The following is a 23,331-nucleotide window of genomic DNA, read 5'->3' as shown; positions in this document are numbered from 1 at the left end:
TAGGTCTCAGGAGCGGCCGGCTGCTCGGTATGCCTTGGCGCGGTAGCGCGCGTAGGCCCTTCCGGCGTCGCGGTAGTAGCCCCACGGCAGCTCGGTCGGCAGGTCGCCGATGGCGTCGAAACGCTCGGCCGCCGCCGCGTGGTCGCCCGCTAGGTGGAAGACCAGGGCGAACCAGCCGTCGGCGGTCTGGTGCCCGGGGATGCGGCGGAAGTCGGGGTGCCGGACGGACTTGTCCGCGGCCGCGTGCACCTCCGCGCGCACCTCCGGCCGGGACAGGTAGTCCTCGGTGCTGCCGTCGGCCTGCAGGGCCGCCTCGAAGTGCGCCACCGCCACCATCGAGCCGAGTGAGCAGCCGGCCGGCATCAGGTCGATGGTGTCGCGGGCGAACGTCAGCGCCAGTTCGTCGCTGCCGCCCCACTTGGCGCACTTCTGCTGGAGCATCCGGGCGTGTGCGGCCCGGTGCCAGCGGTGCCGGGCGACGACCTCCTTGAAACGCCGTTCCGCCTCGTCGAGCCCGAGCTGGCGGCCCAGCGCCGTGGTGATCAGCTCAGCCCAGGCGGTGGCGTCCGCCGGGTCGCGGCTCACCGCCTCGTCCAGGCTGTCCTCGGCGATCTTGAGACGGTGGAAGAACGCGGCGAACTGCTCCTCGGAGACCGTGCTCGCCGTGCCGCTGCCGCGCGCCTCCCACGCCCACTGGACGGCGTGCGCGCCCTTGACCAGGTGCGGCAGTGCGGACTCCGGCTCGGCGGCGAGCCACTTGCCGATCCACGGCTGCGGCCCACTGCGGTCGGCCAGCACCCCGACGTAGAAGGCGCGCAGGTCCTGATCCACGACGGGGGTCAGCACGGCGGAGACGGTGGACCAGTCGCCGCGGCCGGCCGCCTCGTCGAGCCGCCGGGCGGTCCCGTCACCGAGACAGGGGTCGATGACGGCAGCCGACCTGCCGGCGCGCTTGAACGGCCACATGGCGATGAGTCCTCCTCGGCTCCGGACGGGATGGTAGACGCGCGCGGACCGGCCCGGAAGGGGGTTGCCGGGCGAAGATCGAGGTCGGTATCGTCCCTGCGCCGTCCGGAGCAGACGGGCGGTGCCACGGGGAGGAAACACCATGCTGCGCGCCGCCGCGTCCGTCTTCATGCTGCTCGGTTTTTATGTCGTCGCCCTGCTCCAGCTCGTCGCCGTGCTGGCGTTGGTGGTGTGGATCTCGACCGTCGGCAACGCCGGCGTGGGCATCAAACTCGGCCTGCCGCTGCTCTTCGCGGTGGGCGCCACCGTCGTCGGGCTGTGGCGGGCGATCCGGACCCAGCCGGAGCCGCTGCACGGCCTGATCGTCGCGCCGCACGAAGCACCCGAGCTCTGGGCCCTGGTGCACCACCTGGCCAACGAGGTCGGCACCCGTACGCCCGACGAGATCCGGCTGGTGCCCGAGGTCAACGCCGCGGTCAGCGAGGACACCAAGTTGCTCGGCCTGATCGGTGGCCGGCGCCGGCTGTACCTGGGCATGCCGCTGCTGCAGGCGATGAACGTCGACCAGCTGCGCTCGGTCGTCGCGCACGAGCTGGGCCACTACTCCGGCAAGCACACCCGGCTGGGCGCGGTCGCGTACCGGGGAAGGCTCGCGATCGGGCACACCATCGGCCGGATCGGCCCGTGGAACCCGGTGGGCTGGACCTTCCGCGGTTACGCCCGGCTCTATCTGCTGGTCGACAACGCCGTCTCGCGCCGCCAGGAGCTCGACGCCGACCGGGCCTCGGTGCGGGTCGCCGGTCCCGACGTGGCCGTCGCCGCGCTGCGGGAGCTGCCGGTGATCGACGCGGCCTGGGGTTTCTACTTCGACCGGTACATCAACCAGGGCTGGGAGGCCGGCTTCGCGCCGGACGACTTCTTCGGCGGTTTCGGCCGGCTCGTCGCGGCCCGGCACGAGGAGCTCGCCAAGCTGCGCGACGACCAGCCCGAGCAGCACCGGTCCCGCTGGGACACGCACCCGTCGCAGGCCGAGCGGATCGCCCTCATGCGGACCGCGCCGCAGGTCGCGCACCCGGTGGACGGCCGGCCCGCCGCGATGCTGGTGCCCTCGATCACCACCGCCGGCATCGCCCTGCAGCGTGAGGTCGTCGACATCGGCAGCCGCCAGGTGCTGCCCTGGCCGCAGTTCACCGCGGCCGCGACCACCGCGGGCCTGCAGCGCAAGGCGGACCGGGTGTTCCGCTCGCTGGGCCGGCTCACCGGCACCGAGGACCCGGGACTGGGCACCCTCTTCGATCTGGTGGCGGCCGGCCGGCTGGGCGAGCTGGCCGAGGAGTTCTACCCGAACGCCACCCGCAAGGAGGCGGCGGGCAAGTTCGTCGGCGCGATGGACATGCTGTTCACGCTGGCGGCGGTCCGTTCCGGCACGGCGTACTGGCGGCACTCGTGGACCGAGCCGGTCACGCTGGTCGACGCGCACGGCGCCGAGCTGGACTACGAGGAGATCGCGAAGCTGGCCGTCTCGCCGGCCACGCTGGAGGAGGCCCGGGCCCGGCTGGCCGAGGCCGGGATCCGGGTCGAGGCGGCGGCGATCGTCGAGCGCCGGGCCACCGCGAGCGGCTCCGACATCATCGGTGCGATGGCCAACCTCAAGGTCGACGGCCTGCACACCGATCTGGTGCTGCTGGACCGGGGCCTGGTTCTGGTGCCCGCGCCCAAGTCGACCGACAACGGCAAGGACCGGCTGCGTGCCCTGCTGACGTCCGGGCCGGTGGAGGAGCTCGCGACCCGCTTCCGGTTCCTGCCGTACGAGGAGATCGTCGCGGCCACCATCACCAAGCGCACCCCGGTGAAGGCGGAGCTGCGCACGCACGCCGGCGTGACGGTCACCGTCGAGGAGCGCTGGACCGGTGAGCAGCTCGGCGAGAGCCGGGACGCCCTGCTCGGCGTGCTGGACCGGATCGCGGACCGCTCGGTGGTCTGAGCCGGTTGGTTAGGCTCCGCCCATGCGGACGATCGACTGGGTGGACGACGCCATCGAGATCATCGACCAGACGGCGCTGCCGGGTGAGGTGCGCGTGCTGCGGCTCACCACGGTCGCCGAGCTGGTCGCGGCGATCCGGTCGCTGGCGGTGCGCGGGGCGCCGGCGCTGGGGGTGGCCGGGGCTTTCGGGGTGGCGCTGGCGGCCCGGCAGTTCGCCGGGGACGAGCGGGCGCGGGCTGACGCCGTACAGCTGGTGGAGCATGCCCGGCCGACTGCCGTGAACCTCGGCCGCGGGGCCCGGCGGGCAGCGGCGTTGCTCGCCGCCGGGCCGCAGGCCGTGCTGGCCGAGGCGTGCGCGGTGCGCGACGAGGAGATCGCCGCCTCGGCCGCGATGGCCGCGCTCGGCGCCGACCTGATGGTGGAGCTGTGCGGTGCGCGGCCGCGGCTGCTGACCCACTGCAACACCGGTGGGCTGGCCGCGGTGACCGGCGGCACCGCTCTCGGGGTCGTGACCGAGCTGCATCGCCGGGGCGCGCTGGCCGGGGTCATCGCCAGTGAGACCCGGCCGCTGTTGCAGGGGGCCCGGTTGACCGCGTGGGAGCTGCGGGAGGCCGGCATCGACTTCCGCGTCGCGGTGGACTCGGCCGGGCCGTTCCTGCTGGCCCGCGGCGAGGCCGACGCGGTGATCCTGGGCGCGGACCGGATCTGCGCCAACGGCGACGTGATCAACAAGGTGGGTAGCTACGCGCACGCGCTCGGCGCCCGCCGGGCCGGCCTGCCGTTCGTCGTGGTCGCCCCGGAGTCGACAGTGGACCTGGACACGCCGGACGGTGCCGCGGTGGAGATCGAGGACCGGGGCGCGGCCGAGGTCACCGACTATGCGGCCGCGGTCAACCCGGCCTTCGACGTCACCCCGTACGACCTGGTGACCGCGATCGTGACGGACCGCCGGGTGATCCGCCTCGACCGCGGCGAGCGGCCCTAGGAAGCGGGCTGCCAGGGCTTCATCCAGGGCGACGCCGGCCACCCCTCGGCGGCGGCCATGATCGGGTACGCGGTCCCGCCGTCCACGGACTCCCGGATGATGTCGGCGTGCCCCGCGTGTCGGGCCGTCTCCTGGATGAGGTGCAGCAGCACCCAGCGCACCGACCAGTTGTCCAGGTCCTTGGGGTTCCACGGCACGGAGTGGTCGACCGGCACGGCCCGGTCGAGATCGCCGATCTCCGCGACGGTCTTCTCGGTGCGGGCGGCGACCCGGTCGTACCGGGCGAAGACCTCGTCGATCGTCTCGCCCTCGCTGAGCGCGAAGTTCTCCTCGTACGCGGTGTAGTCCAGCTCGCGGGGCTCCCGGCGGACGTCGTCGATCCAGCCCTCCTCGGTGGACGCGCAGTGCTTGATCAGACCGCCGACGGTGAGCGGGCTGGCCGTGGGCGTGGCGCGCAACTGCTCGGGGCTGAGGCCGTACGCGGTCAGCTTGACGACGTACCGCATCTGGGCGAGGTACGCGAGCAGGCCCTCCTGCTCGTTGGCGATGGCACCGACCTGACCAGGCATGACCTGTCTCCTGTCCTGTTGTCCGGCTTACCGCCTCAGCCTAGGAACTATTGCGGTCACTTCCTGGCCGCAATGTCGAGACCTTGTCATCGCGTACCTCCGTGACCCAGCCCCCGGCCCGGCCCAGCGCGAGCAGCGCGCCCGGCTCGGCTGTCAGCTCGGCCGGCTCGCCAGGGGCCGCAGGCCAGGCCCGGCGCAGGTCGCTCGGCACCCGCAGCCGCTCGGTGAGGGCCGCGATCGGATCTGGCGCGACCAGCTCCCGGCTGTAGCTCTGCAACTCGGCGAGGATCCCGTCCAGCACTTCCTGGACGGCCGGGGCATTGCCGCCGCACATGGCCGCGATGAGCTCCGGCCGGGTGCCGGCCACCCGGGTGCCGTCCCGGAACGAGCCGGCGGCCAGCGTGCCGGCCAGCGGATGGCCGGCCAGCACCGTGCTGAGCGCGGCGGCCAGCAGATGCGGCACGTGGCTGATCTCGGCAACCGCCCGGTCGTGCTCGGCGGCGGTGATGGGAACGACGCGGGCGCCCAGCGTGGTGAAGAGACGGGCCAGCGTCAGCCAGTCGGCCAGGTCGGTGCCGTCCTCCTCCAGGCACAGCACCCAGGCGCAGTCGTCGAACAGGTGGGGATCGGAGGCGAGGAAGCCGGACGATTCCTTGCCGGCCATCGGGTGCCCGCCGACGAACCGGCGGCCGCGCAGCAGGTCGCGCACGGGATCCTTGACCGAGGTGACGTCGGTGATCAGGCCGGGGTGGCCGGCCAGGTCGGTCAGCACGCCGGGCAGCGCCGGGAGCGGCACGGCCAGTACGACGAGCTCGGCGCCCTCGACGGCCTCCGGGATGCTCTCGGCCACCTGCCAGTCGCCCTTGATGACGATGGTCCGGGTGCCCGGATCGGCGGAGGGCGGTAGCTCGGCCGCCTTGGCCAGCCCTCGCGCCGCCTCCCGGGTCTGCTTGCCGGCGTCGTAGCCGACCACGTGGTGCCCGTGGGCGGCCAGGGCCCGCAGGAGCGAGCCGCCGATGAGACCGAGGCCGATGACTGCGACGTTCACGCGGCAGACTCTCGCACACGATCGGCATCAGCCGTACGGACGTGTCGGTTTTGGTCCGTTTCGCCACTGGTTGGGGATGATCACCGCCCTTACGGTGATCATGTGACGTACAGGGACAAAGTTGCCGTTATCGGCGTGATGGTCGCGACGATGGCCATGCTCGCCGCCCCGGTGCAGGCGGCACCGTCGGAATCACCGGACGCCGTGCCGAGCTTCAACGGGACCGTGCTGGCCGTCGCGTACTCCGGCAGCACCGTCTACGTCGGGGGCGACTTCACCGCCGCCGTCGTCAAGGGCAAGGCTGTCGCGCGCAGCCGGCTCGCCGCGATCAACGCGGTCACCGGGGAACTGCTGCCCTGGGCGCCGGTCGCGGACGGCCGGGTCAAGGCGATCGCCACCAGCGGCTCAGCCGTGTACGTCGGCGGGGACTTCGGCACAGTCGGCGGCCAGCGACGCGACAGCCTGGCCCGGCTCGACGGGCGCAGCGGCGCGGTCGCCGGCACCTTCAAGCACACCATCGAGGGCCGCCCGTACGCGCTGGCCGTCACCGGAGGACGGCTCTACCTCGGCGGCTCGATCACCAAGGTCAACGCGCAGAGCCGCACCCGGCTGGCCGCCTTCAACCTGACCACCGGGGCTCTGGACACCAAGTGGAAGCCGACCGCGGACGACCAGGTCGAGTCGCTGGCGACCGGCGGCGGCCGGGTCTATGCCGGCGGCAAGTTCCACAAGGTCAACGGCACGAGCGGGTACGACCGGCTGGTGGCCCTGGATCCGTCCTCGGCCGCGATCGTCACCGGCTTCAAGCCCAGGCCCCCGGTGATCACCTTCGCCGTCGCGGTCACCTCGACCGGCGTCTACACCGCGCACGGCGGCCAGGGCGGCGCGGCCACCAGCTACAGCACCACCGGGGTCAAGCGCTGGACGGCCACCTTCGACGGCAACGCGCAGGCGATCGGCGTGCTCGGCGACACCGTCTACGTCGGGGGGCACTTCGACCGGGCGTGCCGGACCGCGCGTACCGGAAGTCAGGGCACCTGCCTCGACGGCTCGGACGACCGGATCAAGCTCGCAGCCCTGGCCACCACCGACGGGCACCTGCGCGACTGGACCGCCGACGCGAACGGCGTCGAGGGCGTGCTGGCCATGGCCGTGCACCCCGGCCTCGGCGCGCTGGCTGTGGGCGGCGCCTTCACCACGATCGGCGGGCGGTCACAGAAACGCTTCGCGCAGTTCGGCTGAGCCGATCCTCGAAAGCTTTATCCGCACGGCGGGGCCGCATCTCTTGGGCGAGGGATGCGGCCCTGTGCTGTGCGTCAGGCCTTGCAGTTGTGCGACTTCTTCCACTTCACGACCGTGGCGACCGGGCTCTTGTTGCCCTTCGCCCGCCACGACTTGAGGAACGTCGCCGGCCACACCACGCCGCGGCGGACCTTCCAGTCGCCGGTCTTGGCGCACGGCGGGGAGATGCCGTAGTGCAGGTGGCACACGTTGTTGGCGTTGCCGGTGTGGCCGACCTGGCCGAGCTGCTGGCCGGTCTTGACCCGGACACCGGCCTTGATCCCGGTCTGGATCTTGCTGAGGTGCGAGCCGTAGTAGCGCACGCCGTCGTCGCCCAGGATCGACACCGACAGACCGCCGTTGAGCGGGCCGTCCGGCGCACCCTTCACGTACTGGTCCTTGCGGCTGACCTCGAGCACCACGCCGCTGGTCGTCGCCACCACGGTCTCGCCGCAGTCGGCGAAGATGTCCGTCGCCGGATACTTCGAGTGCGTCGGGTGGAAGGCCACGTTGGACGCCTTGACCGGGAAGGCGTACTTCAGCCCGGCCGGCGCCGTCGCGGGCGCCTTGCTGGGTGTCTTCTTCGGGGTCGCCGAGGACGTCACCGTGCCCGCCGGCGCCTTCTCCGGGACGCCGGGGGTCGGCGTGGGAACAACCGACTGCGACGGCTCCAGGAACTGCGGTGCGCTGGTGGTCGTGGGCGCATCGCTGGGCGAGCCGCAGGCCGCGAGCGAGAACGCCGCGACGGTCAGGACCGAGAGGGTACGCAGGGAAAGCACCGGGCCATCCTGGCAGACGCCAACAGTTCCCGCAGACCCAGCGGGGGTGGATAGGCTGGCCGGGGATCGTCCGACCCCGCCGGATGGAGGCGACATGGCCGAACAGCACGGGGCCTGGCCCGCGGCGGCGCAGCCACCCGCCGGCTGGCTGCCCGACCGTCCGTCGGCGCCCGCCGGCCTGCCCCCGCGGCCGGTCTACCGCGAGCCGCACCCGATCGCCGTCGCCCCGCTGCTCTCCGGCGTGGGCGCGACGCTGGTCTGGTTCGCCCTCTTCGGCAGCCTCGGCCGCGATCTCGCCGGATACGCGTGGTGGACGCTCACCGCCGCCGTCTCCGCCTGGGCGGTCGCTATCGTGCTGGCGGTGCTGGGCGACCGCGGCGTCGCCACCGGCGTGGGCCTCGCGGCGGGCCTCGGCCTGTCGATCGCCGGCGGTTTCGTGACAGCCCGGTGGATCTCCACGAACGACTGGCCGCTGTGGTGAATGTCCAGCTCTGCACCTCCTTGTCATCGACGAACCGTGCCCCTGTGGTGGCGCAGCGCACTCGGCCTTGACGAACGTCGCGCGGCTGGGCACGCTCGGCCTCATGGCCCACGTACCGCAACGGCTCGACCCCGATCGTCGCCGTCGCCGACTGGAGCTTCTGGCCGCACTGGCCGATGCCAAGTCCGCCCGCGAGCACAGCCAGCCGCAACGCCTGCGCGGCGCCCGGCTCCGCGAACTGATCGCGAATCGCCGCCGCCACGCCAACTGAGCTACTCCCTTCGGGGCGTGGCGCGGCATCAGCGGCGCACCACCGGCTACCGTCAGGCGCTGAGGACCGCAGGTTTCGTGGGGGGATTCGTGTCGACTTTCGCTGCCGCCGTCGCCCGGGGCAAGAACGGCTGGACGGCAACCGAGCTCCAGCTCACCGGCGTCGCCGACCTCGACGAGGTGGTGGACCGGCTGCGTGACGCCGAGCCGGACGCCGAGTTGTCGCTGTTGTTCGTCGAGGCCGACGACCAGTATCTGGTGATCCTGCGCCTGGACGAGGGCGAGGACGTCCGGGTGTTCAGCTCCGACTCGGCGTTCGCCGACGAGTCGCGGCTCGGGGCACTGCTGCTCGCCGACGTCGAGACGCCGGCGCTGGAGCTCGACGACCTGGCCGCGCCGCGCGCCGATGACGACGACGAGGACGACCGGCCGGCCGCCGACCCCGACGCCGACCCGGTGGGCGACGTCGAGCTGCTCGCCGACCTGGGGGTCAGCTCACACCGGCTGCTGACGCTGTGCGGGCTCGAAGGCATGCTGCCGGCCGACGTGACCGCGGAGATCTGCCAGCAGCTCGGCTGCGGCGACGAGCTGGAAGAGCTGCGCGAGGTCTGATGCTCCGCCCCCAGCACGAGACCTGGATGCGACGGGCACTGTCCGTCGCGTCCGCCTCGGCGGAGGACGTGCCGGTGGGCGCGGTCGTCTACGACCCGGACGGCGTCGAGCTGGCCGCGGCCGGCAACGAACGCGAGCTGACCGGCGACCCGACCGCACACGCGGAGATCATCGCGTTGCGGCGGGCCGCCGTGCTGACCGGCAGCTGGCGGCTGACCGGCTGCACCCTCGTGGTGACCCTGGAGCCGTGCACGATGTGCGCCGGGGCGCTGGTGCTGGCCCGGGTGTCCCGGCTCGTCTTCGGCGCCTGGGAGCCGAAGACGGGCGCGGTGGGCTCGCTCTGGGACGTGGTCCGCGACCGCAGGCTGACCCACCGGCCCGAGGTCTACGCGGGCATCCTGGAGGACGAATGCGCGACGCTGCTCCGGGACTTCTTCCGGTCCTAGGCTCCTGTCTCGGTCTTACGCGATGGCGGTATCCAGGCCGATCTGCACCATGTCGGAGAAGCCCTGCTCGCGCTGGGCGGAATCCATCTTGTCGCCGCGCTTGATGTGGTCGCTGACGGTCAGGATGGTCAGCGCCTTGGCGCCGTACCGGGCCGCGATCGTGTAGATGGCGGCCGACTCCATCTCGACGGCGAGGACGCCGTAGTCGGCCAGGGTGTCGTACAGGTCCGGCCGGTCGGTGTAGAAGGCATCCGCGGCCAGGATCGGGCCGACCCGCAGCGCGACGCCGCGCCGGTCGGCGACATCGGCCGCGGTACGCAGCAGCGAGAAGTCCGCCACCGGCGCGTAGTCGACCAGCCCGTCGAACCGCACCCGGTTCATGTTCGAGTCGGTGGCGGACCCGATCGCGGCGATGACGTCACCGAGGTTCAGATCCATGGCCAGCGCCCCGCACGACCCGATCCGGATCAGCGACCGGGCGCCGTACTCGTTGATCAGCTCGTGGGTGTAGATCGAGGCCGACGGCATGCCCATGCCGGACCCCTGGACGGAGACCCGCACGCCCTGCCAGGTGCCGGTGAAACCCAGCATGCCCCGCACCTGCGTGTAACAGACGGGATCGGTCAGGAACGTCTCGGCGATCCACTTCGCCCGCATGGGGTCACCCGGTAGGAGGACCCGCTCGGCGATGTCGCCCGGCTGCGCGCCGATGTGCACACTCATGGTCGAGATCCTGCCAGGCGGGTGCGGCCGAGGTGCCACGACCTCGCGCTTTGCCCGGGTGGGTAACCCGGCGGCGGACGCGGTGAGCCATCCGGTAATCTACTGCGCGGTGGTGTGTCCGAGCGGCCTAAGGAGCACGCCTCGAAAGCGTGTGAGGGTGCAAGCCCTCCAAGGGTTCAAATCCCTTCACCACCGCCAGCAAGCAGGGCAGACGCCCGGTGACTCCTCGCGAGTCACCGGGCGTCTCTCTTTTCCGGGCTAAGCGCGGACTCTCTCGAACTCCTCGGCCAGCGGCCCGTCGGCCTGGCGCAGAGCGGCTATCGCCCGGCTGGCCCGGCTCTTCACCGTGCCGGCCGAGCAGCCCAGCATCGTCGCGATCTCCAGTTCGCTCAGGCCGGCCCAGTACCGCAGCACCAGCACCACCCGCTGCTGGGCCGGCAGCGCCCGCAGCGCCCCCAGCACCAGCCTGGCGGTGTCCTGCGGCTCGTACGGGTCCCCGCCCGTCCCCTCCGGCAGCACGTCAGTCGGCACCTCCCGATGCCACAGCCGCCGGCCCGCCCGCCACGCTGCCCGCACCATCACGCGCCGTGTGTACGCGTCCGGGTCCCCGCCCGGGTGCAGCCGGGACCACGCCCGCAGGGTCTTCACCAGCGCCTCCTGGACCAGGTCCTCGCCGTGCCCGTGGTCGCCGGTCAGCAGCGTTCCGTGCCGGACCAGGGCGGCGTACCGTCCGTGCACGAATTCGGCGAAGCCGTCGGGTGCGTTCATCAGCGGTCTCCGAGCAGTTGCTCGACGCGGCCCAGGAAGCCGGCCGGCAGGTGCACCCGACCGCCCAGTGACGACGTGGCGAATGCGCAGGTGTCTCCGGTGCTGATCGCGACCGTGGCGGAGGCCAGATGGCCGACCGCGTCGGTGAACGTCAGCGCGGCCATGTCTGTGCCGGCCAGCTTCCAGGTGCCGGTCAGCGGCTTTGCTCCTGGGCACGGCAGTTCGCCCGGCTTTACCGGTCGGTCCAGGGTCGCCAGCAGGGCCCGGATCTGGTCGATCACGGCGGGGTCCGTCGAGGTGAGCTGCTTCTCGGCACTCAGGCTGAGCTGCACGGCCGGCGAGGTCGCGGGCAGCGTCAGTCGCGCCGGGGCGACCGGGTCGGCGGTGATGCCGCCCAGCAGCGCTTCGACCTGCGGTCGCTGTCCGAGCATCGAGACACTCACCGCCGCCCACGGCGCCTCTACCCGGCCGTATTGCATCCTCCGCATGTTCTTCAGGTCATTGCTATTCAGCCAGAGCGGCTGCCCGCTCGGCAGGACCACCTCGTTGACCAGCGCCAGTTCGGCGACCGAGGCGTCGATACCGTAGGGGCTCCACGGATACACGGAGATCTGGGGGCTTCCGTCGGCAGCCATCCCCGGGCAGTGTCATGACATTGACCAGGAGCGCGTTCTCCGGGAGGTCGCAATTGGTGCGCCGCGTGTCCCGGATCACCGGCCAGCCGGGCGGGATCGGCACGGCGAGCCCACCGGTGCGGACAAAGCCGCCGCTCACCGTGGCGTCGAAGTTGTCCACCACGCCCCGCTCCCTGGACGTCACTGGCGACGGGCGGGAGGCCGGCGTCTTGCCGGTCGTGCTGCGGTTCGTGGCCACAACCCCGCCGACGGCGAACACCGCCACTGCCACCGCAGCGGCCGCCCCCGCCACGGCCAGCCGCCGGCGCCGGGCCCGCCCCCGGCGCAGCACCTCCGGTACGGGGTCAGGGCTGCGCGGCCCCACCCCGGCGACCGCCTCGTCGAGCAGTACGCGGATTCGTTCCGTCATCGTTGTTCCCGTCTGTTCCACGGTTTCCGGTCCGCAGTGACAAAGACATCGGAGGGCCCGGGAGGTTCCCTCGGAACAGGTCGGACAGGGCTGCGCGTGATCCGTACAGTGCGGATCATGCGAACGTCTTTCGTCGCGCCGGCAGCCGCTGCTCTTTTGCTGTCGCTCATTCCCGCCGGGCCGGCCTCTGCCGCACCGGCCGCGGACACCGCGCCGCCCCGGCTCGAGTCGATCACCCTGGAGCTTCCTTCGGTGACCGTGTCGGGCACCCAGACCCGGCTGGTCGGGGTGCGGGTGCGGCTGACCGACGAGACCGGCGTCCAGCCGATCGAGTATGTGGCGGGCCAGGAGCTGGCGTCGCCCCGGCTCCGGTTGAACGCCTCGTGGAATTCCCTGGTTCTGCTGAGATTGACCGAAGGCACCGACAAGGACGGGATCTGGACCGGCAAGCTTCCGGTCACCTCGGCCTGGAGCGGGGCTGTTCAGCCGATCAGCATCTATGCCGCGGATCAGACCTATGCCAATGTGCTGAACACCGATCCGCGGACGCTGGTCGACACGCCCAGCCTCCAGGTGCAGAGTTCGCATCGCCCGGGGCTGGACATGACGTTCTCGCCGGAGCCGGCTCCGGCCGGCAAGTCGGTCACCCAGCGGGTCCGGGCCTGGGACACCACCACCGGCAAGCCCTGGGCCAATCTGTCGCTGCGGCTGAGCTCCGACAACGGCTGCGCGGAGCCGGGCAACATCGCGACGGTGAGGACCCGCGCGGACGGCACGTACCAGCGGACCCTCAGTGCCGCTCAGCGGCAGTGGTTGCAGTGCGTCTGGGTGCCGGGCGTCGATCAGCCGGCGCTGTCGTACCCGAATACGGTCATCGCCTCGGACGGCGGCCACGTACGCACTCAGCGCTATGCCGTCAGTGCGACGCCGGCCGCGAAGTCGGCGCCGGTCGGTAAGAGCGTCAACGTCAACGGCAGCGCCACCCCGTTGCACAAGGGCAAGGTCATGCAGTTGCAGCGGCTGTACCCGGACAAGACCTGGCGCAAGGTCAGCACCGCCAAGGTGCGCGACAGCGGCCGGTTCAGCCTCGCGGCCACCCCGCCGGGCAAGGCCACGTACTCCTACCGGGTGTACGCGCCGGGCGACAGTTATGCGGTGGGCGGCGTGTCCAAGGCCTTCACGATCCGCGGCACCTGAGCGTCGAGTTGCGGATGGTGTGGGGACGGCTGCCGGCCCTGGCCGCGGTCGTGGTGATTGTCGGGCTCGCTTTCGGCATCCGGTCGGTGAGCGACGGCGGGCTCGAGCAGTATTCCGGCACGGCGCTCTACGCCTCGATGATCTACGCGGGCGTCTTCCTGCTGTGGCCGGCGGTCGCGCCCGTCCGGGCCGGGATCCTCGCTGTCGGTTTCTGCTGGGCGCTGGAGTTCTTCCAGCTCACCGGCGTTCCTGCGGCGCTGTCCGAGCGGAGTCCGGTGGCGCGGCTGGTGCTGGGTGCGAGCTTCGACTGGGTGGACGTCGCCTGGTATCCGGTCGGCGTCGTGCCGCTCGTCGTCCTGCACCGGCTGGTCAGCCGGCGCGGAGCCGGCTCCGCAGCCACAGCGGGTCGGGGTTCACGTGTGGGCTCCCCGCCAGGATGACGGTCGGGACGGTCTCGTTGCCGTCGGCCACCGCACGGACGGCCGCCGCGCCCTCCGGGTCCTTCCAGATGTCGACCCAGTAGGCGCGGCGTGAGGTGATCCCCAGCACTGCGCGCAGACGCATGCAGAACGGGCAGCCCGGCCGCCAGTAGACGATGGCGCGCCCGTCCGCGGCGCTGCGGCGCTGAGCCTCCGCGGCCGGCATCGACCGGGGAAAGGCCAGCGGCGACACGAACGCCGCGAGCAGGGCGAAGGCGAGGAAGTAGAACACCGACCCGCCGATGATCCAGAGCAGGGCGCCGAGCGCCAGGAACAGGCCGGCCTGACCCCATCGACGAAGCATGATGGAGACGCTACGCGAGCTGTGCGCGGTGCCGCGACCAGCAGTAGGGTGCGCAATCGTGCCCACCGCGATCTCCCTGCTGCTGCTCCTCGCGGTGCTCGGTTTTGCTGTCGTACGGCCCCGGGGTCTGCCCGAGGCCGTCGGTGCCGTACCGGCGGCGGTGCTCACCGTCGTGGCCGGGCTCGTGCCGTGGCGTGATGCGCTCCACGAGCTGGGTGATCTCGGTCCCACCGTGGCTTTTCTCGCCGCTGTGCTGCTGCTCGCGTACCTGGCCGACCGGAGCGGGGTCTTCCGGTTCGCCGGGGCGGTCGCGGCACGGTGGAGCGGGGGTTCACCGCGGCGGCTGCTCGGCCTGGTGTTCGTCATCGCCGCCACGGTCACCGCCGCGCTCAGCCTCGATGCCACCGTCGTGCTGCTGACGCCGGTCGTGTTCACCACGGCCTCGGCGCTGGCCATCCGGCCCAAACCACACGTGTACGCCTGCAGCCACCTGGCCAATTCCGCCTCGTTGCTGCTGCCGGTGTCGAACCTCACCAACCTGCTGGCGATGTCCGCGGCCGGCCTGTCGTTCCTCAGTTTCGCCGGGCTGATGGCGCTGCCCTGGCTCGCCGTCATCGCGGTCGAGTACGTGATCCTGCGCCGTTTCTTCGCCGACGATCTGGCGACGCCGCCGCATCGGCCGCCGGTCGAGGCGGTGCCGGCCCCGCGCTTCGCCCTGGCGGTGCTCGGCGTGACCCTGGCCGGCTTCGCGCTGGCGTCCCCGCTGGGCGTCCACCCGGCGTGGGTCGCGTTGGCCGGTGCGCTCGTGCTCGCCGTACGGCTGCGGGTGGGCGTGCCCACCCTGGTGCGGAAGGCGAATCCCGGCTTCTGCGTCTTCGTCCTGGCGCTGGGCGTGGTCGTGCTGGGCGTGAGCCGGGGCGGCTTCGGCGCGCTGGTCGACCGGGTCGCGCCGCACCACGCCGACCTGCTCGGCCTGCTGGCCATGGCTTTCCTGGCCGCGCTGCTGGCGAACGTGCTCAACAATCTGCCGGCGACCCTGATGCTGCTGCCGTTCACCGCGCACAGTCCCGGTCTGGTGCTGGCCGTGCTGCTGGGCGCCAACATCGGGCCGAACCTGACCTACGTCGGCTCGCTCGCCACTCTTTTGTGGCGCCAGATCCTGCACAAGAGTGGTCACCCGCCCGTGACGGGTGAATTTCTGCGGCTGGGCGCACTCACCGTGCCGGCCTGCTTGATCGTCGGGGTGGCGTCACTGTGGGTGAGTCTGCGAGTGTCTGGGGTGTGAGGATCCTGGTGTGGGTCGCGGAGGGCACCTGGGCGGCTTGTGTCGATGCGGTGCGCCCCCTGCCCGGTGATGTGACGCTCCTGCACGTCGTGGATGTCGCGACGGCTGCCGCACTGAGTGGCCCGGTGGGCCTGCTCGGTCGCTCCGGCCCGACCGATCAGGGCGAGTTTCTGCTGGCCCGGGCCGAGACCGAGCTGCTGGACGCGGCGGCGGCCCGGCTCGGCCGGGACGCCGCCCGAGAGGTACGGCGGGGCCGGCCGGAGCGTGAGGTGGTGGCCGCGTGCGCCGATGTGGATCTTCTGGTGCTGGCCCGCGACGGTGACCGCAGCCGGCTGGGGCCGCGCAGTCTCGGACACCACACGCGATTCGTCGTCGATCACGCACCGTGCCAAATTTTCCTCGTCTGGCCGGAGTCGACCCCGGGCCTCGGGACCCTGCCGCCGCCGCCCCACCATGATCAAATTCGCTGATCAGGTGACGGATGCGTGTCGGTACCGTTTCGTCCCTGGCGGAGCGACGTTGTTACCTGGGAAGATTACCCGGAGTAACAGTTAAGGCGCCGCCCTAATATGTCGCGTCTGCGCAAGGCGTAGGGCCGAAATCCACCGGATCGGACAACCCGTCCCACCCTGGCGGCGAAAAAGTTTCACACGACGGCCTCGCGCAAAGGTGTCTATGTCTGCCCTAAGGTTGGTCAGGTGAGAGTTGAGCAGCACTGGTGGAATGGTGACAACCGGCTCGCGCGCCGGGATGTCTACGTCCGCACCGACGGCGAGGTCTGGGAGGTCGAAGCCCAGATGGGTGGCCCCCAGGGCAAATCGAAGGTGCAGCAGTGTCCAGGAAAGGCGTCCGCGCTGATCCTGGCCGACGCGTGGCGCGGTCCACGCTGGCAGTGGCGCAAGCTCTGAGCGCCAGGAGCCGGGCTGTGCCGCACGCTTGATCTTCTCGGCCAGCCACAGATTTCGATCGGGCCGGACCCTGCGGGGTCCGGCCCGATTCTGTTAGAAACCAGCGGTGCGTCCCCTCGCCGGTCAGGTCCTGCACTTCTCCGAAGACCCCGCCATCACCCGCTTCGTGCCGCACGTCGCGGTCACGGCCCAGCAGCCCGAGCCGTACGTGTGGGCCGTCGACGCCGAGCAGGCGCCGTCCTACTGGTTCCCCCGCGACTGCCCCCGGGTGCTGGCCTGGACGGGCCCGGAAACCACTGCGGCCGACCGCCGCTTGCTCTGCGACCGGCGCGTGCATGCCATCGAGTACGGCTGGCTGCCGGTCCTGCAAACAGCCCGCCTGTACGCGTACCGCTTCGACGCGGCACCGTTCCGCCCCTTCGGCTCCCCGCAGCCGCACGCGATGGTCGCCACCGCCGCCGTGACCCCGCTCGGGCCGGCTGAGCTCGTCGGTGACCTGCTCGCCCAGCACGAGGCGGCCGGGATCCAGTTGCGGCTGGTCAGCAACCTGTGGGCGTTCATGGACGAGGTCGCCGCGAGCTCGTTGCGGTTCAGTGGGATCCGGTTGCGCAACGCGAAGCCGCGAGGGTGAAGGAGCGGACGAACTGTCCGCCATCGGCCGTTCGGGTGGATCTACGCTGTGAATCCCCTTAACCAGGACGAAAGTGATGCCCCATGCAGGCCACCGTGACCGACCTCCGCTCCGACGTCGCCGTGCTGCGCCTGAAGGGCGAACTCGACGCCGACACCGCCACCCAGCTCCACAAGCTGCTGGCCGAACTGCTGGAACGGCCGGTGCCGCGCATCGTCGTGGACCTGGCGGACCTGAAGTTCTGTGACTCGGTGGGGCTCAGCGCGTTCATCACCGCCAAGCACGTGATCGCCGCCCGCGGTGGGTGGCTGAGCTTCGCGGGGGCCAACAAGTTCCTCGTCTCGCTGCTGGAGACCGTGGGCCTGAGCAGGTACTTCGCTATCTTCCCGACCGTCGACGAGGCGATCGCGGCGGCGCAGCGGTAGCGACCCGAGATGTGAGAGACTACTCTCGAAACATGTCTCTCACGAATCCGTTCGGCGATCTGCAGGTCACCGACCCGCAGGCGATGCGAGCGCTCGCTCACCCCGTACGGCTGGCGATCCTGTCTCATCTCCAGCGCAACGGACCCGCGACCGCGACCACGCTGTCGCCGCACGTGGGAGCGACGCCGTCGGTCACCAGCTGGCACCTGCGGCACCTGGCCGGCTTCGGCCTGGTCACCGACGCCGACCCGGACGAGGTGCCGGGCGACCGCCGGCAGCGCTGGTGGAAAGCCAAGGCGCGCGGCTTCTCGGTGACGATGGGCGACGACCCGGCGTCGCAGCTGGCCGCCCGGGCCCTCGGCGAGCAGCTCGCCGTGGCGGCCCAGCAGCAGGTCAACGCCTGGATCGCCGACGTCGGACCGACCCTGCCGGCGCAGTGGCAGCAGGTCGCCGGCATCTCCAACACCAGCGTGCCCCTCACCCCCGAGGAGCTGGAGGAGCTCAGCGGCCGCATCGACGAGCTGATCGCGCCGTACGTGCACCGCGCGGAAGCGGACGCACCGGCCGGCGCCCGGATCGTGCGGATCCTGCGGCACTACCTGCCGGGGGCGGACGACCTCCGGCCGGCCCCGGGGGAGGAGTCGTGAGGCGCTTCGAGCGGTTGTGGGCCGGGCAGACGATCTCCCAGTTCGGCGACCGGATCAGCGAGCTCGCCCTGCCGCTGATCGCCGTGCTCACCCTGTCCGCCACGCCCACCCAGGTCGGCCTGCTGACGGCCGCGGTCTGGACGCCGAACCTGCTCTCGCTGCTCGTCGGCTCCTGGGTGGACCGCCAGGCGCACCGCAAGCGCCTGCTGGTGGCCGCTGACCTGCTGCGCGCCGCCGCCCTGCTCAGCCTGCCCGTCGCTCACTGGCTCGGCGTCGTCACCCTCGCGCAGCTGTTCGCCGTCGCACTGCTGGCCGGGGCCGGGCAGGTGCTGTTCTCCGCCGCGTACCCCTCGTTCTTCGTGGCCCTGGTCGACCGCAGCCGCTACGTCGAGGCGAACAGCAAGCTCAGCGTGAGCCGGTCCGCGTCCTTCGTGGCCGGTCCGGCGCTGGGCGGCCTGCTCATCCAGGCAGTGACCGCGCCGGTGGCGATGCTGGTGGACGCCGTGTCGTTCCTCGGCTCGGCGCTGCTCATCGGCCGGATCAAGGTGGCGCCCGTGCCGGTCGAGCCACGCCGGTCGCTGCTCGCGGACGCGCGCGACGGCCTGCGGTACGTGCTCAGTCATCCGTACCTGCGCGCCGGGCTCGGCTGTGTCACCACGGTCAACTTCTTCGGCTACGTCGCGCAGGCGCTGGTGGTGCTCTTCGCCACCCGTACGCTCGGCCTGCCGGTCGGGGTCATCGGCCTGGCGCTGGGGCTCGGCGCTCTCGGCGGCCTCGCCGGAGCGGCGCTCGCTCCCCGGCTCTCCCGGCGCTTCGGGGTGGGCCGCATGATGCTGCTCGGGGCGATCCTCTTCCCGGCCCCGACCGCGGTGATCGCCCTGGCCGGCGGGCCGGTGTGGCTGGCCGCCACCCTGCTGGCCGTCGCGGAGGCCATCGCCGGCTTCGGCGTGATGATGATGGACATCAACCTGAACTCCGTGCAGGCCGCGGTGATGGCCGACGAGATGCGCAGCCGGGTGGCCGGCGTGTTCGGCACGATCAACTACGGGGCCCGGCCGCTGGGCGCGGTCGTCGGTGGCCTGCTGGGCAGCGGCATCGGCCTGCGGCCGACCCTGCTGATCGCCGCGGCGGGCGGGATGCTCGGGTCCTGGTGGCTGCTGCGGTCACCGCTGCCCCGGGTACGCACGATGGAGTCGCTGACGCCGCCGGCCGAACTGGCGAACGTCCGGCCGGCGGCGTAGCGCGGTGCGTCACAGGTAGAGAGTGCGCCACCGCTGCTGCGTCTGGTTGTTGCACTCCCAGAGCTGCACCTTGGCGCCGTCCCGGCGGATGGCATTGAGATCGGCGTCGACACAGCGGCCGTTGTAGGCGCTACGAATGATCAGGCCCCGATTGTCCCGGCCCTCGATGATCCATTGCTGCTGCCGCGAGCCGTTGCAGTCCCACAGCTGGACCTTCGTGCCGTTCCCGTTGATCGTATTGAGATCGGCATCCAGGCAACGACCCCGGAAAGCGGACCGGATGGTGCCGTCGGACCAGGTCTGCCACCGCTGCTGCAACTGGTTGTTGCACCCCCAGAGCTGTACCTTGGTGCCATTCGTGTTCATGGTGTTCAGATCCGCGTCGACGCATTTGCCGTTGTAGCTGGTGCGCCACACCATCGACTGCATCCGCTTCACCTTCCCGGTGAGCTTGACGCACATCTCGCGCCCCTGCTGCACTCCCTTGTAGAAGGCGGTCAGGCACACGTAACTGCTGTTGACCGGGTAGGTCTCGTGCACCGGGAAGTCGAGCCAGGCCCGGACGAACGAGCAGCTCCGGCCGCCTGACTTGGACCAGGACCGGAAGTTCCTGTTCCCGTACGCGGAGACGCGCACCCGGGCGCTGTAGTCACAGATGTTGGCCCGCATCGGCAGGGTCATGACCGCCTGCACCTTGTCGACCCGCCCGCCGCTGCCCGAGACGTTGTTGCAGGCGTAGGCGACATCCCGGCCGGCCACACAAACTCCGCTGCCGGCCTGCGCCGGTGAGGATATCGCCGTCGTCACCGAAACCGCGCCGCACAGGGCCAGAGCCAGGGCGGCAATTCGCCGTAAAGACATGGGATCTCACTTCCGTCCGGGATTCCTTTTTCGCTTGCCCAGACCGTCGCACAGTCGATCCCGGTGTATATATCGCTCTCAGGCGTGATGAGCCGAAAGGAAGCGCAAGCCGAATTAGGCCGATCGGTCACTGACATTTGCCCGGCCGAATGCCGGGACGGCCACACGGCTCACGGCTGCCCGTCACGAAGCGACGTCGGTGAGAGGAACGGCTGAAGTGGCCCGTCGCCGGCGGTCCCCGGCAGCCGCCGCGCCACCCCGGCGAGCAGGTCGGCGACCTGCACCCGCGGATCATCCCGCGAGTCCACAGTGACCAGTCCGGCCAGCGGCGACACCCCGCCCGGCGGCAACCCGGCCTCGTCGGCCAGCAACTGCTGCAACTGCCGCAACCGCCCGGCGGTGAGGGCGCTCTGCTCGTCGTGGATCACCAGCACCTGACGCTGACCGCCACTCCAGAACAGCACGGTCTCGGCCAGCGCGGGCAGCATCGGCTCCAGCGGCGGCGGGATCGACCGGTCGTCGTCGAACAGCCGGGCCAGGACCGTTTGCACACGCGCCCGGTCGAGCCCGTCAAGTCCGTCCGGCCCCAACTCATCGCGCGCCCGGAAGAACTGGGCCAACGCCTCCGGATCGGGGCGGTGCCGCCGCTTGAGCCGTACCAGCTCGACGAACGCAGCGAGAAAGACGCCCCACGCGTCCCCGGCCGACCGCCCGGCCCGGTAGAGGCGGGAAGCCGCCGGCCGATTCTGCTGGGTGAGCCGGGTGCCGGCCGCGTAGGAAGGCTCCCCCAGGAAGAAGTCGACGATCCGCGTGACGAGAAAGAACTCCTTGTCGACCAGCTGAACATTCGCCCGGCCGCTCAACTCGGTGAGAAACCACTCCAAGGCCTCGCCGGCCTGCGGACTCCGCAGGAACTGCCCCGACTTGAACTCGTACGGCGAATACCGGAACCCGGACCGCAACGCCGCGATCAACCCGACCGCCTCGCCGACGCTCAGGTCGACGCTGGCGTGGGTGATCACCGGGGTGGTGGGATCGAGGAGGTTGCTGCCGGAGAAGCCGGACTCGTCGCAGGCGATCTCGACGACGGGGCCGGACACTGTGCCGACCGGCGGCAGGCCGCCCTGCAGCGGCAACCACACCCGGTCCCTCGCCATGGCGACCATGCTCGCCCGCCGAGGCCGATCAGGCCACCCAATTGGGTGCGTCAGCCATCCTTCGCGGCGGGGACGGGGCAGCCGGCGGCCGGCTGCCATATCTCGTAGCCGGCGAAGCGCCACCGTTTCTGCCAGTGGCAGGTCAGGCGGCCCAGGGCGGTGTTGCGGGAGTCGCCGGAGCGGAACACGTAGGTCGCGAGAGGGTCAGCCCGCACTTCGGTCCGGTAGGGCAGGTAGCGATCGAATCCCGGATGCAGTCCTTCGGCGGGACTGCCGAACAGCACAGCGCAGATGATCTGCTCCCGGCTGACGAAGGTCAGCCGGTTGCAGTCGAAGTAGCCGCTGTAGATGTGGGTGATGCCTTCCCGGCGCAGAGCCTCGATCAGCTGCCGGCTGGTGGCCTCGCCCGGGCCTCGGGAGGCGTCCCGGTAAGCCTGCGCAGTGCCCAGTGCCAGCGTCATGGCGACGAAGATCAGCACCGCGGCCCGCAGTGGCCCGCCGAATCGCGGTGCCACCGAGCGCAGGCTCCACACGGCGGCCACGACGGCTGGGGTGGCGACGAGGACGCCGATGAGATAGCGGGCGTTGTTGGCCGGGGCGACGCCTGGTGTGGAGCTGGCGGCGAAGGCCACGACCGTCAGACCGGCTGCGGTCAGCATCGCCATCCTGCCGTACAGCTGGGCCCGGGCAGGCGCCTCACCACTTCGCTCGTCCGGCGCGCTGCGCCGGTGACGCAGTGCGCGAATGCAGGTGACGAGCGCCATGGCCCACAGCACGATGAGGGCGATCCCCCACAGTGTGGCCACAGCGTCGTCGGTCGGCGGATGCCAGCTTCGCGAATAGCCGTAGGCCCAGGCGGTCCGGGAGAACGGGTGGGCGATCGCGGAGCCTCCGGTGATGTAGGGGAGGCTGGTTGTCACCGTGTTGGTCACCTGGCTCATGAGCCCGGCCGACTGTTCGCCGTTCAGTCCGGTGCCGCCATTGAGATACATGGTCACCACGCTGACCACACCACTGTCCCGCCACGGGTGGGTGAAGTCGTGCAGAAGCCACGGCACAGCGCCCGTCAGCAGACCGCCGCTGAGCGCCCACAGCCCGCCTGACGGCCAGGCTGCTCGTCGACGGAGGGTCATCCAGACCAGCACTGCCGAGGTGAGCACGAACGGAGCCATCAGCACGGTGCTCCACAGCCCGATCGTGGCGGCGGCGCCCCAGCCGGCCAGCCGCCACCGCTGCGCACCCGCGTGGCTCGGGTCCTCCGGCGTGTCCAGCAGCCGGTGGGCGAGGAGCAGGAGCAGGGTGCCGATGAGCAGCGTTTCGGGCATCGCGCCCTGGGCCACCAGCTGGTGGCCGTACAACTCTCGTGACCCGAGCGTCAGCAACCCGACCGACACCAACGCCACCGCATTGCCGTACAGGCGCCGGGCCAGCACATACAACGCGGCCAGGAAGAGCAGGAACAGCAGCAGCATCGGGACGCGCAGCCCGGCCAGGGACGGTCCGAACACCCGGAACACAGCTGCGGGGAGATAAGCCTCCGCGGTACCCATGTACGACTGGCCGTACATGAAGCTCGGGAAGTGGCTGCCCTCGGCGATGTGCATCGCCATCAGTCCCATCGTGCCCTCGTCGCTGTTGCTCGCCGGCCACTCCAGAAGGAGCAGACCGAGACGAACGGCGGCCGCGACGAACATGAGCAGGAGCAGCACTGAGAGCGATCGGGACGGGCGCAGCCTCCGCCGGGCCCGGACGTCAATGTCAGAGGTCACGTCAGTCCCATGTCCGAAGAGACGCTCATCCTGACAGCCGAGATCAACTTGCGGGCGATCCGGCGGCTCCGCGCCTGGTGCCACTCACGCAGAAGGGCCGATCCCAACGGGGATCGGCCCTGGCGTCGTGCTGGTCGAGCTGGCGGAGGATACGAGATTCGAACTCGTGAGGGTTTTATCCCAACACGCTTTCCAAGCGTGCGCCCTAGGCCTCTAGGCGAATCCTCCGTCGGACAGAATACAGGGCCGCCCGGGCCGCGTTGCGCGGGAGGGCTGCGCGGCGTCCACGCCGCGCCAGGTACTCTGTCCGCAGCCCCTCGTGCGGCGTCATCTTGTGAACCTCCCCAGGGCCGGAAGGCAGCAAGGATAAGCGAGCTCTGACGGGTGCACGGGGGGTCCTTTCGTTCCCCGGGGTTTGTTGTTGTCACACCCTCGACGGAGAATGGCGCGGTCGTCGCAGGAGGTGGCAGG

28 protein-coding genes, 2 tRNA genes and 1 other RNA gene are annotated in these 23,331 nt (G+C 71.0%); 19 read left to right on the top strand and 12 right to left on the bottom strand.

The window, feature by feature from the left end:
- Positions 1-6: 6 nt before the first annotated feature.
- Positions 7-966, bottom strand: a complete 960-nt coding sequence (locus ACQP2Y_RS45580) for a hypothetical protein (protein ID WP_433723016.1) — start codon at positions 964-966, stop codon at positions 7-9.
- A gap of 142 nt (positions 967-1,108) precedes the next feature.
- On the opposite strand from ACQP2Y_RS45580, the gene ACQP2Y_RS45575 reads away from it, so the two are divergent.
- Both ACQP2Y_RS45575 and mtnA read left to right on the top strand, forming a co-directional pair.
- The gene (locus ACQP2Y_RS45575; RefSeq protein ID WP_433723014.1) at positions 1,109-2,950 is read left to right on the top strand and encodes a M48 family metallopeptidase; all 1,842 of its coding nucleotides are present in this window, start codon (positions 1,109-1,111) and stop codon (positions 2,948-2,950) included.
- Positions 2,951-2,972: 22 nt separating this feature from the next.
- Entirely contained in the window at positions 2,973-3,935 is a 963-nt protein-coding gene (mtnA, locus tag ACQP2Y_RS45570; protein ID WP_433723012.1) for an S-methyl-5-thioribose-1-phosphate isomerase, read from the top strand.
- Here the strand turns inward: mtnA and ACQP2Y_RS45565 are convergent.
- Both ACQP2Y_RS45565 and ACQP2Y_RS45560 read right to left on the bottom strand, forming a co-directional pair.
- The gene (locus ACQP2Y_RS45565) at positions 3,932-4,504 is read right to left on the bottom strand and encodes a DinB family protein (RefSeq protein ID WP_433723010.1); all 573 of its coding nucleotides are present in this window, start codon (positions 4,502-4,504) and stop codon (positions 3,932-3,934) included. The two genes, mtnA and ACQP2Y_RS45565, sit on opposite strands and share 4 nt — an antisense overlap.
- A 40-nt stretch (positions 4,505-4,544) precedes the next feature.
- The gene (locus tag ACQP2Y_RS45560; protein ID WP_433723008.1) at positions 4,545-5,552 is read right to left on the bottom strand and encodes a prephenate dehydrogenase; all 1,008 of its coding nucleotides are present in this window, start codon (positions 5,550-5,552) and stop codon (positions 4,545-4,547) included.
- A gap of 102 nt (positions 5,553-5,654) precedes the next feature.
- Here ACQP2Y_RS45560 and ACQP2Y_RS45555 point away from each other — a divergent pair, with 102 nt between their 5' ends.
- The gene (locus ACQP2Y_RS45555) at positions 5,655-6,794 is read left to right on the top strand and encodes a hypothetical protein (RefSeq protein ID WP_433723006.1); all 1,140 of its coding nucleotides are present in this window, start codon (positions 5,655-5,657) and stop codon (positions 6,792-6,794) included.
- 74 nt (positions 6,795-6,868) lie between these two features.
- Here ACQP2Y_RS45555 and ACQP2Y_RS45550 read toward each other — a convergent pair whose 3' ends face one another.
- Positions 6,869-7,612: a M23 family metallopeptidase gene (locus tag ACQP2Y_RS45550; RefSeq protein ID WP_433723004.1), complete on the bottom strand. Its 744-nt coding sequence runs from the start codon at positions 7,610-7,612 to the stop codon at positions 6,869-6,871.
- Between the two features lie 94 nt (positions 7,613-7,706).
- Between ACQP2Y_RS45550 and ACQP2Y_RS45545 the strand changes: the two genes are divergently transcribed.
- From ACQP2Y_RS45545 to ACQP2Y_RS45530, 4 genes are all read left to right on the top strand, one after another.
- The gene (locus tag ACQP2Y_RS45545) at positions 7,707-8,093 is read left to right on the top strand and encodes a hypothetical protein (protein WP_433723002.1); all 387 of its coding nucleotides are present in this window, start codon (positions 7,707-7,709) and stop codon (positions 8,091-8,093) included.
- Positions 8,094-8,160: 67 nt separating this feature from the next.
- Positions 8,161-8,364, top strand: a complete 204-nt coding sequence (locus ACQP2Y_RS45540; RefSeq protein ID WP_212987928.1) for a hypothetical protein — start codon at positions 8,161-8,163, stop codon at positions 8,362-8,364.
- 89 nt (positions 8,365-8,453) lie between these two features.
- On the top strand, positions 8,454-8,975 hold the full coding sequence (locus tag ACQP2Y_RS45535; RefSeq protein ID WP_433722999.1) for a tRNA adenosine deaminase-associated protein: 522 nt from the start codon (positions 8,454-8,456) through the stop codon (positions 8,973-8,975).
- Positions 8,975-9,421 carry a nucleoside deaminase gene (locus tag ACQP2Y_RS45530; protein WP_360833498.1) on the top strand — a complete coding sequence of 149 codons (447 nt, stop codon included), beginning with the start codon at positions 8,975-8,977 and terminating at the stop codon, positions 9,419-9,421. The genes ACQP2Y_RS45535 and ACQP2Y_RS45530 overlap by 1 nt, the downstream gene beginning before the upstream one ends.
- A 15-nt stretch (positions 9,422-9,436) precedes the next feature.
- On the opposite strand, the gene deoD is transcribed toward ACQP2Y_RS45530, so the two are convergent.
- A complete protein-coding gene (gene deoD, locus ACQP2Y_RS45525; RefSeq protein WP_360546249.1) occupies positions 9,437-10,144 on the bottom strand; it encodes a purine-nucleoside phosphorylase in 708 nt (235 codons plus the stop codon).
- A gap of 108 nt (positions 10,145-10,252) precedes the next feature.
- On the opposite strand from deoD, the gene ACQP2Y_RS45520 reads away from it, so the two are divergent.
- Positions 10,253-10,342 (top strand) — tRNA-Ser (locus ACQP2Y_RS45520).
- Between the two features lie 60 nt (positions 10,343-10,402).
- Here ACQP2Y_RS45520 and ACQP2Y_RS45515 read toward each other — a convergent pair.
- Both ACQP2Y_RS45515 and ACQP2Y_RS45510 read right to left on the bottom strand, forming a co-directional pair.
- Complete coding sequence (locus ACQP2Y_RS45515; protein ID WP_433722997.1) at positions 10,403-10,912, bottom strand: SigE family RNA polymerase sigma factor; 510 nt, start codon at positions 10,910-10,912, stop codon at positions 10,403-10,405.
- Positions 10,912-11,547: a hypothetical protein gene (locus ACQP2Y_RS45510; RefSeq protein WP_433722995.1), complete on the bottom strand. Its 636-nt coding sequence runs from the start codon at positions 11,545-11,547 to the stop codon at positions 10,912-10,914. The genes ACQP2Y_RS45515 and ACQP2Y_RS45510 overlap by 1 nt, the downstream gene beginning before the upstream one ends.
- A 56-nt stretch (positions 11,548-11,603) precedes the next feature.
- On the opposite strand from ACQP2Y_RS45510, the gene ACQP2Y_RS45505 reads away from it, so the two are divergent.
- The 3 genes from ACQP2Y_RS45505 (at position 11,604) to ACQP2Y_RS45495 (ending at position 13,593) form a co-directional block, all read left to right on the top strand.
- On the top strand, positions 11,604-11,996 hold the full coding sequence (locus ACQP2Y_RS45505) for a hypothetical protein (protein WP_433722993.1): 393 nt from the start codon (positions 11,604-11,606) through the stop codon (positions 11,994-11,996).
- Between the two features lie 77 nt (positions 11,997-12,073).
- Complete coding sequence (locus tag ACQP2Y_RS45500) at positions 12,074-13,153, top strand: hypothetical protein (RefSeq protein ID WP_433722991.1); 1,080 nt, start codon at positions 12,074-12,076, stop codon at positions 13,151-13,153.
- A 14-nt stretch (positions 13,154-13,167) separates the two neighbouring features.
- Positions 13,168-13,593, top strand: a complete 426-nt coding sequence (locus ACQP2Y_RS45495; protein ID WP_433722989.1) for a DUF2809 domain-containing protein — start codon at positions 13,168-13,170, stop codon at positions 13,591-13,593.
- Here ACQP2Y_RS45495 and ACQP2Y_RS45490 read toward each other — a convergent pair.
- A complete protein-coding gene (locus ACQP2Y_RS45490; RefSeq protein ID WP_433722987.1) occupies positions 13,523-13,936 on the bottom strand; it encodes a glutaredoxin domain-containing protein in 414 nt (137 codons plus the stop codon). The genes ACQP2Y_RS45495 and ACQP2Y_RS45490 overlap by 71 nt on opposite strands.
- A 58-nt stretch (positions 13,937-13,994) precedes the next feature.
- On the opposite strand from ACQP2Y_RS45490, the gene ACQP2Y_RS45485 reads away from it, so the two are divergent.
- The 7 genes from ACQP2Y_RS45485 (at position 13,995) to ACQP2Y_RS45455 (ending at position 19,073) form a co-directional block, all read left to right on the top strand.
- Positions 13,995-15,221: an ArsB/NhaD family transporter gene (locus ACQP2Y_RS45485; protein WP_433722985.1), complete on the top strand. Its 1,227-nt coding sequence runs from the start codon at positions 13,995-13,997 to the stop codon at positions 15,219-15,221.
- Entirely contained in the window at positions 15,218-15,691 is a 474-nt protein-coding gene (locus ACQP2Y_RS45480) for a universal stress protein (RefSeq protein WP_433722983.1), read from the top strand. The genes ACQP2Y_RS45485 and ACQP2Y_RS45480 overlap by 4 nt, the downstream gene beginning before the upstream one ends.
- 228 nt (positions 15,692-15,919) lie before the next feature.
- The gene (locus tag ACQP2Y_RS45475) at positions 15,920-16,129 is read left to right on the top strand and encodes a hypothetical protein (protein ID WP_203768881.1); all 210 of its coding nucleotides are present in this window, start codon (positions 15,920-15,922) and stop codon (positions 16,127-16,129) included.
- A gap of 106 nt (positions 16,130-16,235) precedes the next feature.
- On the top strand, positions 16,236-16,760 hold the full coding sequence (locus ACQP2Y_RS45470; RefSeq protein ID WP_433722981.1) for a DUF6886 family protein: 525 nt from the start codon (positions 16,236-16,238) through the stop codon (positions 16,758-16,760).
- Positions 16,761-16,843: 83 nt separating this feature from the next.
- A complete protein-coding gene (locus ACQP2Y_RS45465) occupies positions 16,844-17,185 on the top strand; it encodes an STAS domain-containing protein (RefSeq protein WP_433722979.1) in 342 nt (113 codons plus the stop codon).
- Positions 17,186-17,217: 32 nt separating this feature from the next.
- Positions 17,218-17,832 carry an ArsR/SmtB family transcription factor gene (locus ACQP2Y_RS45460; protein WP_433722977.1) on the top strand — a complete coding sequence of 205 codons (615 nt, stop codon included), beginning with the start codon at positions 17,218-17,220 and terminating at the stop codon, positions 17,830-17,832.
- Positions 17,829-19,073 carry an MFS transporter gene (locus ACQP2Y_RS45455; RefSeq protein WP_433722975.1) on the top strand — a complete coding sequence of 415 codons (1,245 nt, stop codon included), beginning with the start codon at positions 17,829-17,831 and terminating at the stop codon, positions 19,071-19,073. The genes ACQP2Y_RS45460 and ACQP2Y_RS45455 overlap by 4 nt, the downstream gene beginning before the upstream one ends.
- A gap of 9 nt (positions 19,074-19,082) precedes the next feature.
- Here the strand turns inward: ACQP2Y_RS45455 and ACQP2Y_RS45450 are convergent, their stop codons facing one another.
- The 4 genes from ACQP2Y_RS45450 to ACQP2Y_RS45435 form a co-directional block, all read right to left on the bottom strand.
- On the bottom strand, positions 19,083-19,934 hold the full coding sequence (locus tag ACQP2Y_RS45450) for an RICIN domain-containing protein (RefSeq protein WP_433722973.1): 852 nt from the start codon (positions 19,932-19,934) through the stop codon (positions 19,083-19,085).
- A gap of 170 nt (positions 19,935-20,104) precedes the next feature.
- The gene (locus tag ACQP2Y_RS45445; protein ID WP_433722971.1) at positions 20,105-21,091 is read right to left on the bottom strand and encodes a DUF3800 domain-containing protein; all 987 of its coding nucleotides are present in this window, start codon (positions 21,089-21,091) and stop codon (positions 20,105-20,107) included.
- 50 nt (positions 21,092-21,141) lie between these two features.
- On the bottom strand, positions 21,142-22,860 hold the full coding sequence (locus ACQP2Y_RS45440) for a glycosyltransferase family 39 protein (RefSeq protein ID WP_433722969.1): 1,719 nt from the start codon (positions 22,858-22,860) through the stop codon (positions 21,142-21,144).
- A 140-nt stretch (positions 22,861-23,000) separates the two neighbouring features.
- A tRNA-Ser gene (locus ACQP2Y_RS45435) sits at positions 23,001-23,088 on the bottom strand.
- Between the two features lie 80 nt (positions 23,089-23,168).
- Between ACQP2Y_RS45435 and ffs the strand changes: the two genes are divergently transcribed.
- Positions 23,169-23,264: signal recognition particle sRNA small type (gene ffs / locus ACQP2Y_RS45430), an RNA gene on the top strand.
- The last annotated feature ends 67 nt before the right edge of the window (positions 23,265-23,331 follow it).

Origin of the sequence: Actinoplanes sp. CA-051413, from assembly GCF_050955795.1 — a bacterium.
Lineage (GTDB): Bacteria > Actinomycetota > Actinomycetes > Mycobacteriales > Micromonosporaceae > Actinoplanes.
Note: the sequence above shows the minus strand (reverse complement) of the source record. Positions and strands in the feature narration are given on the sequence as shown.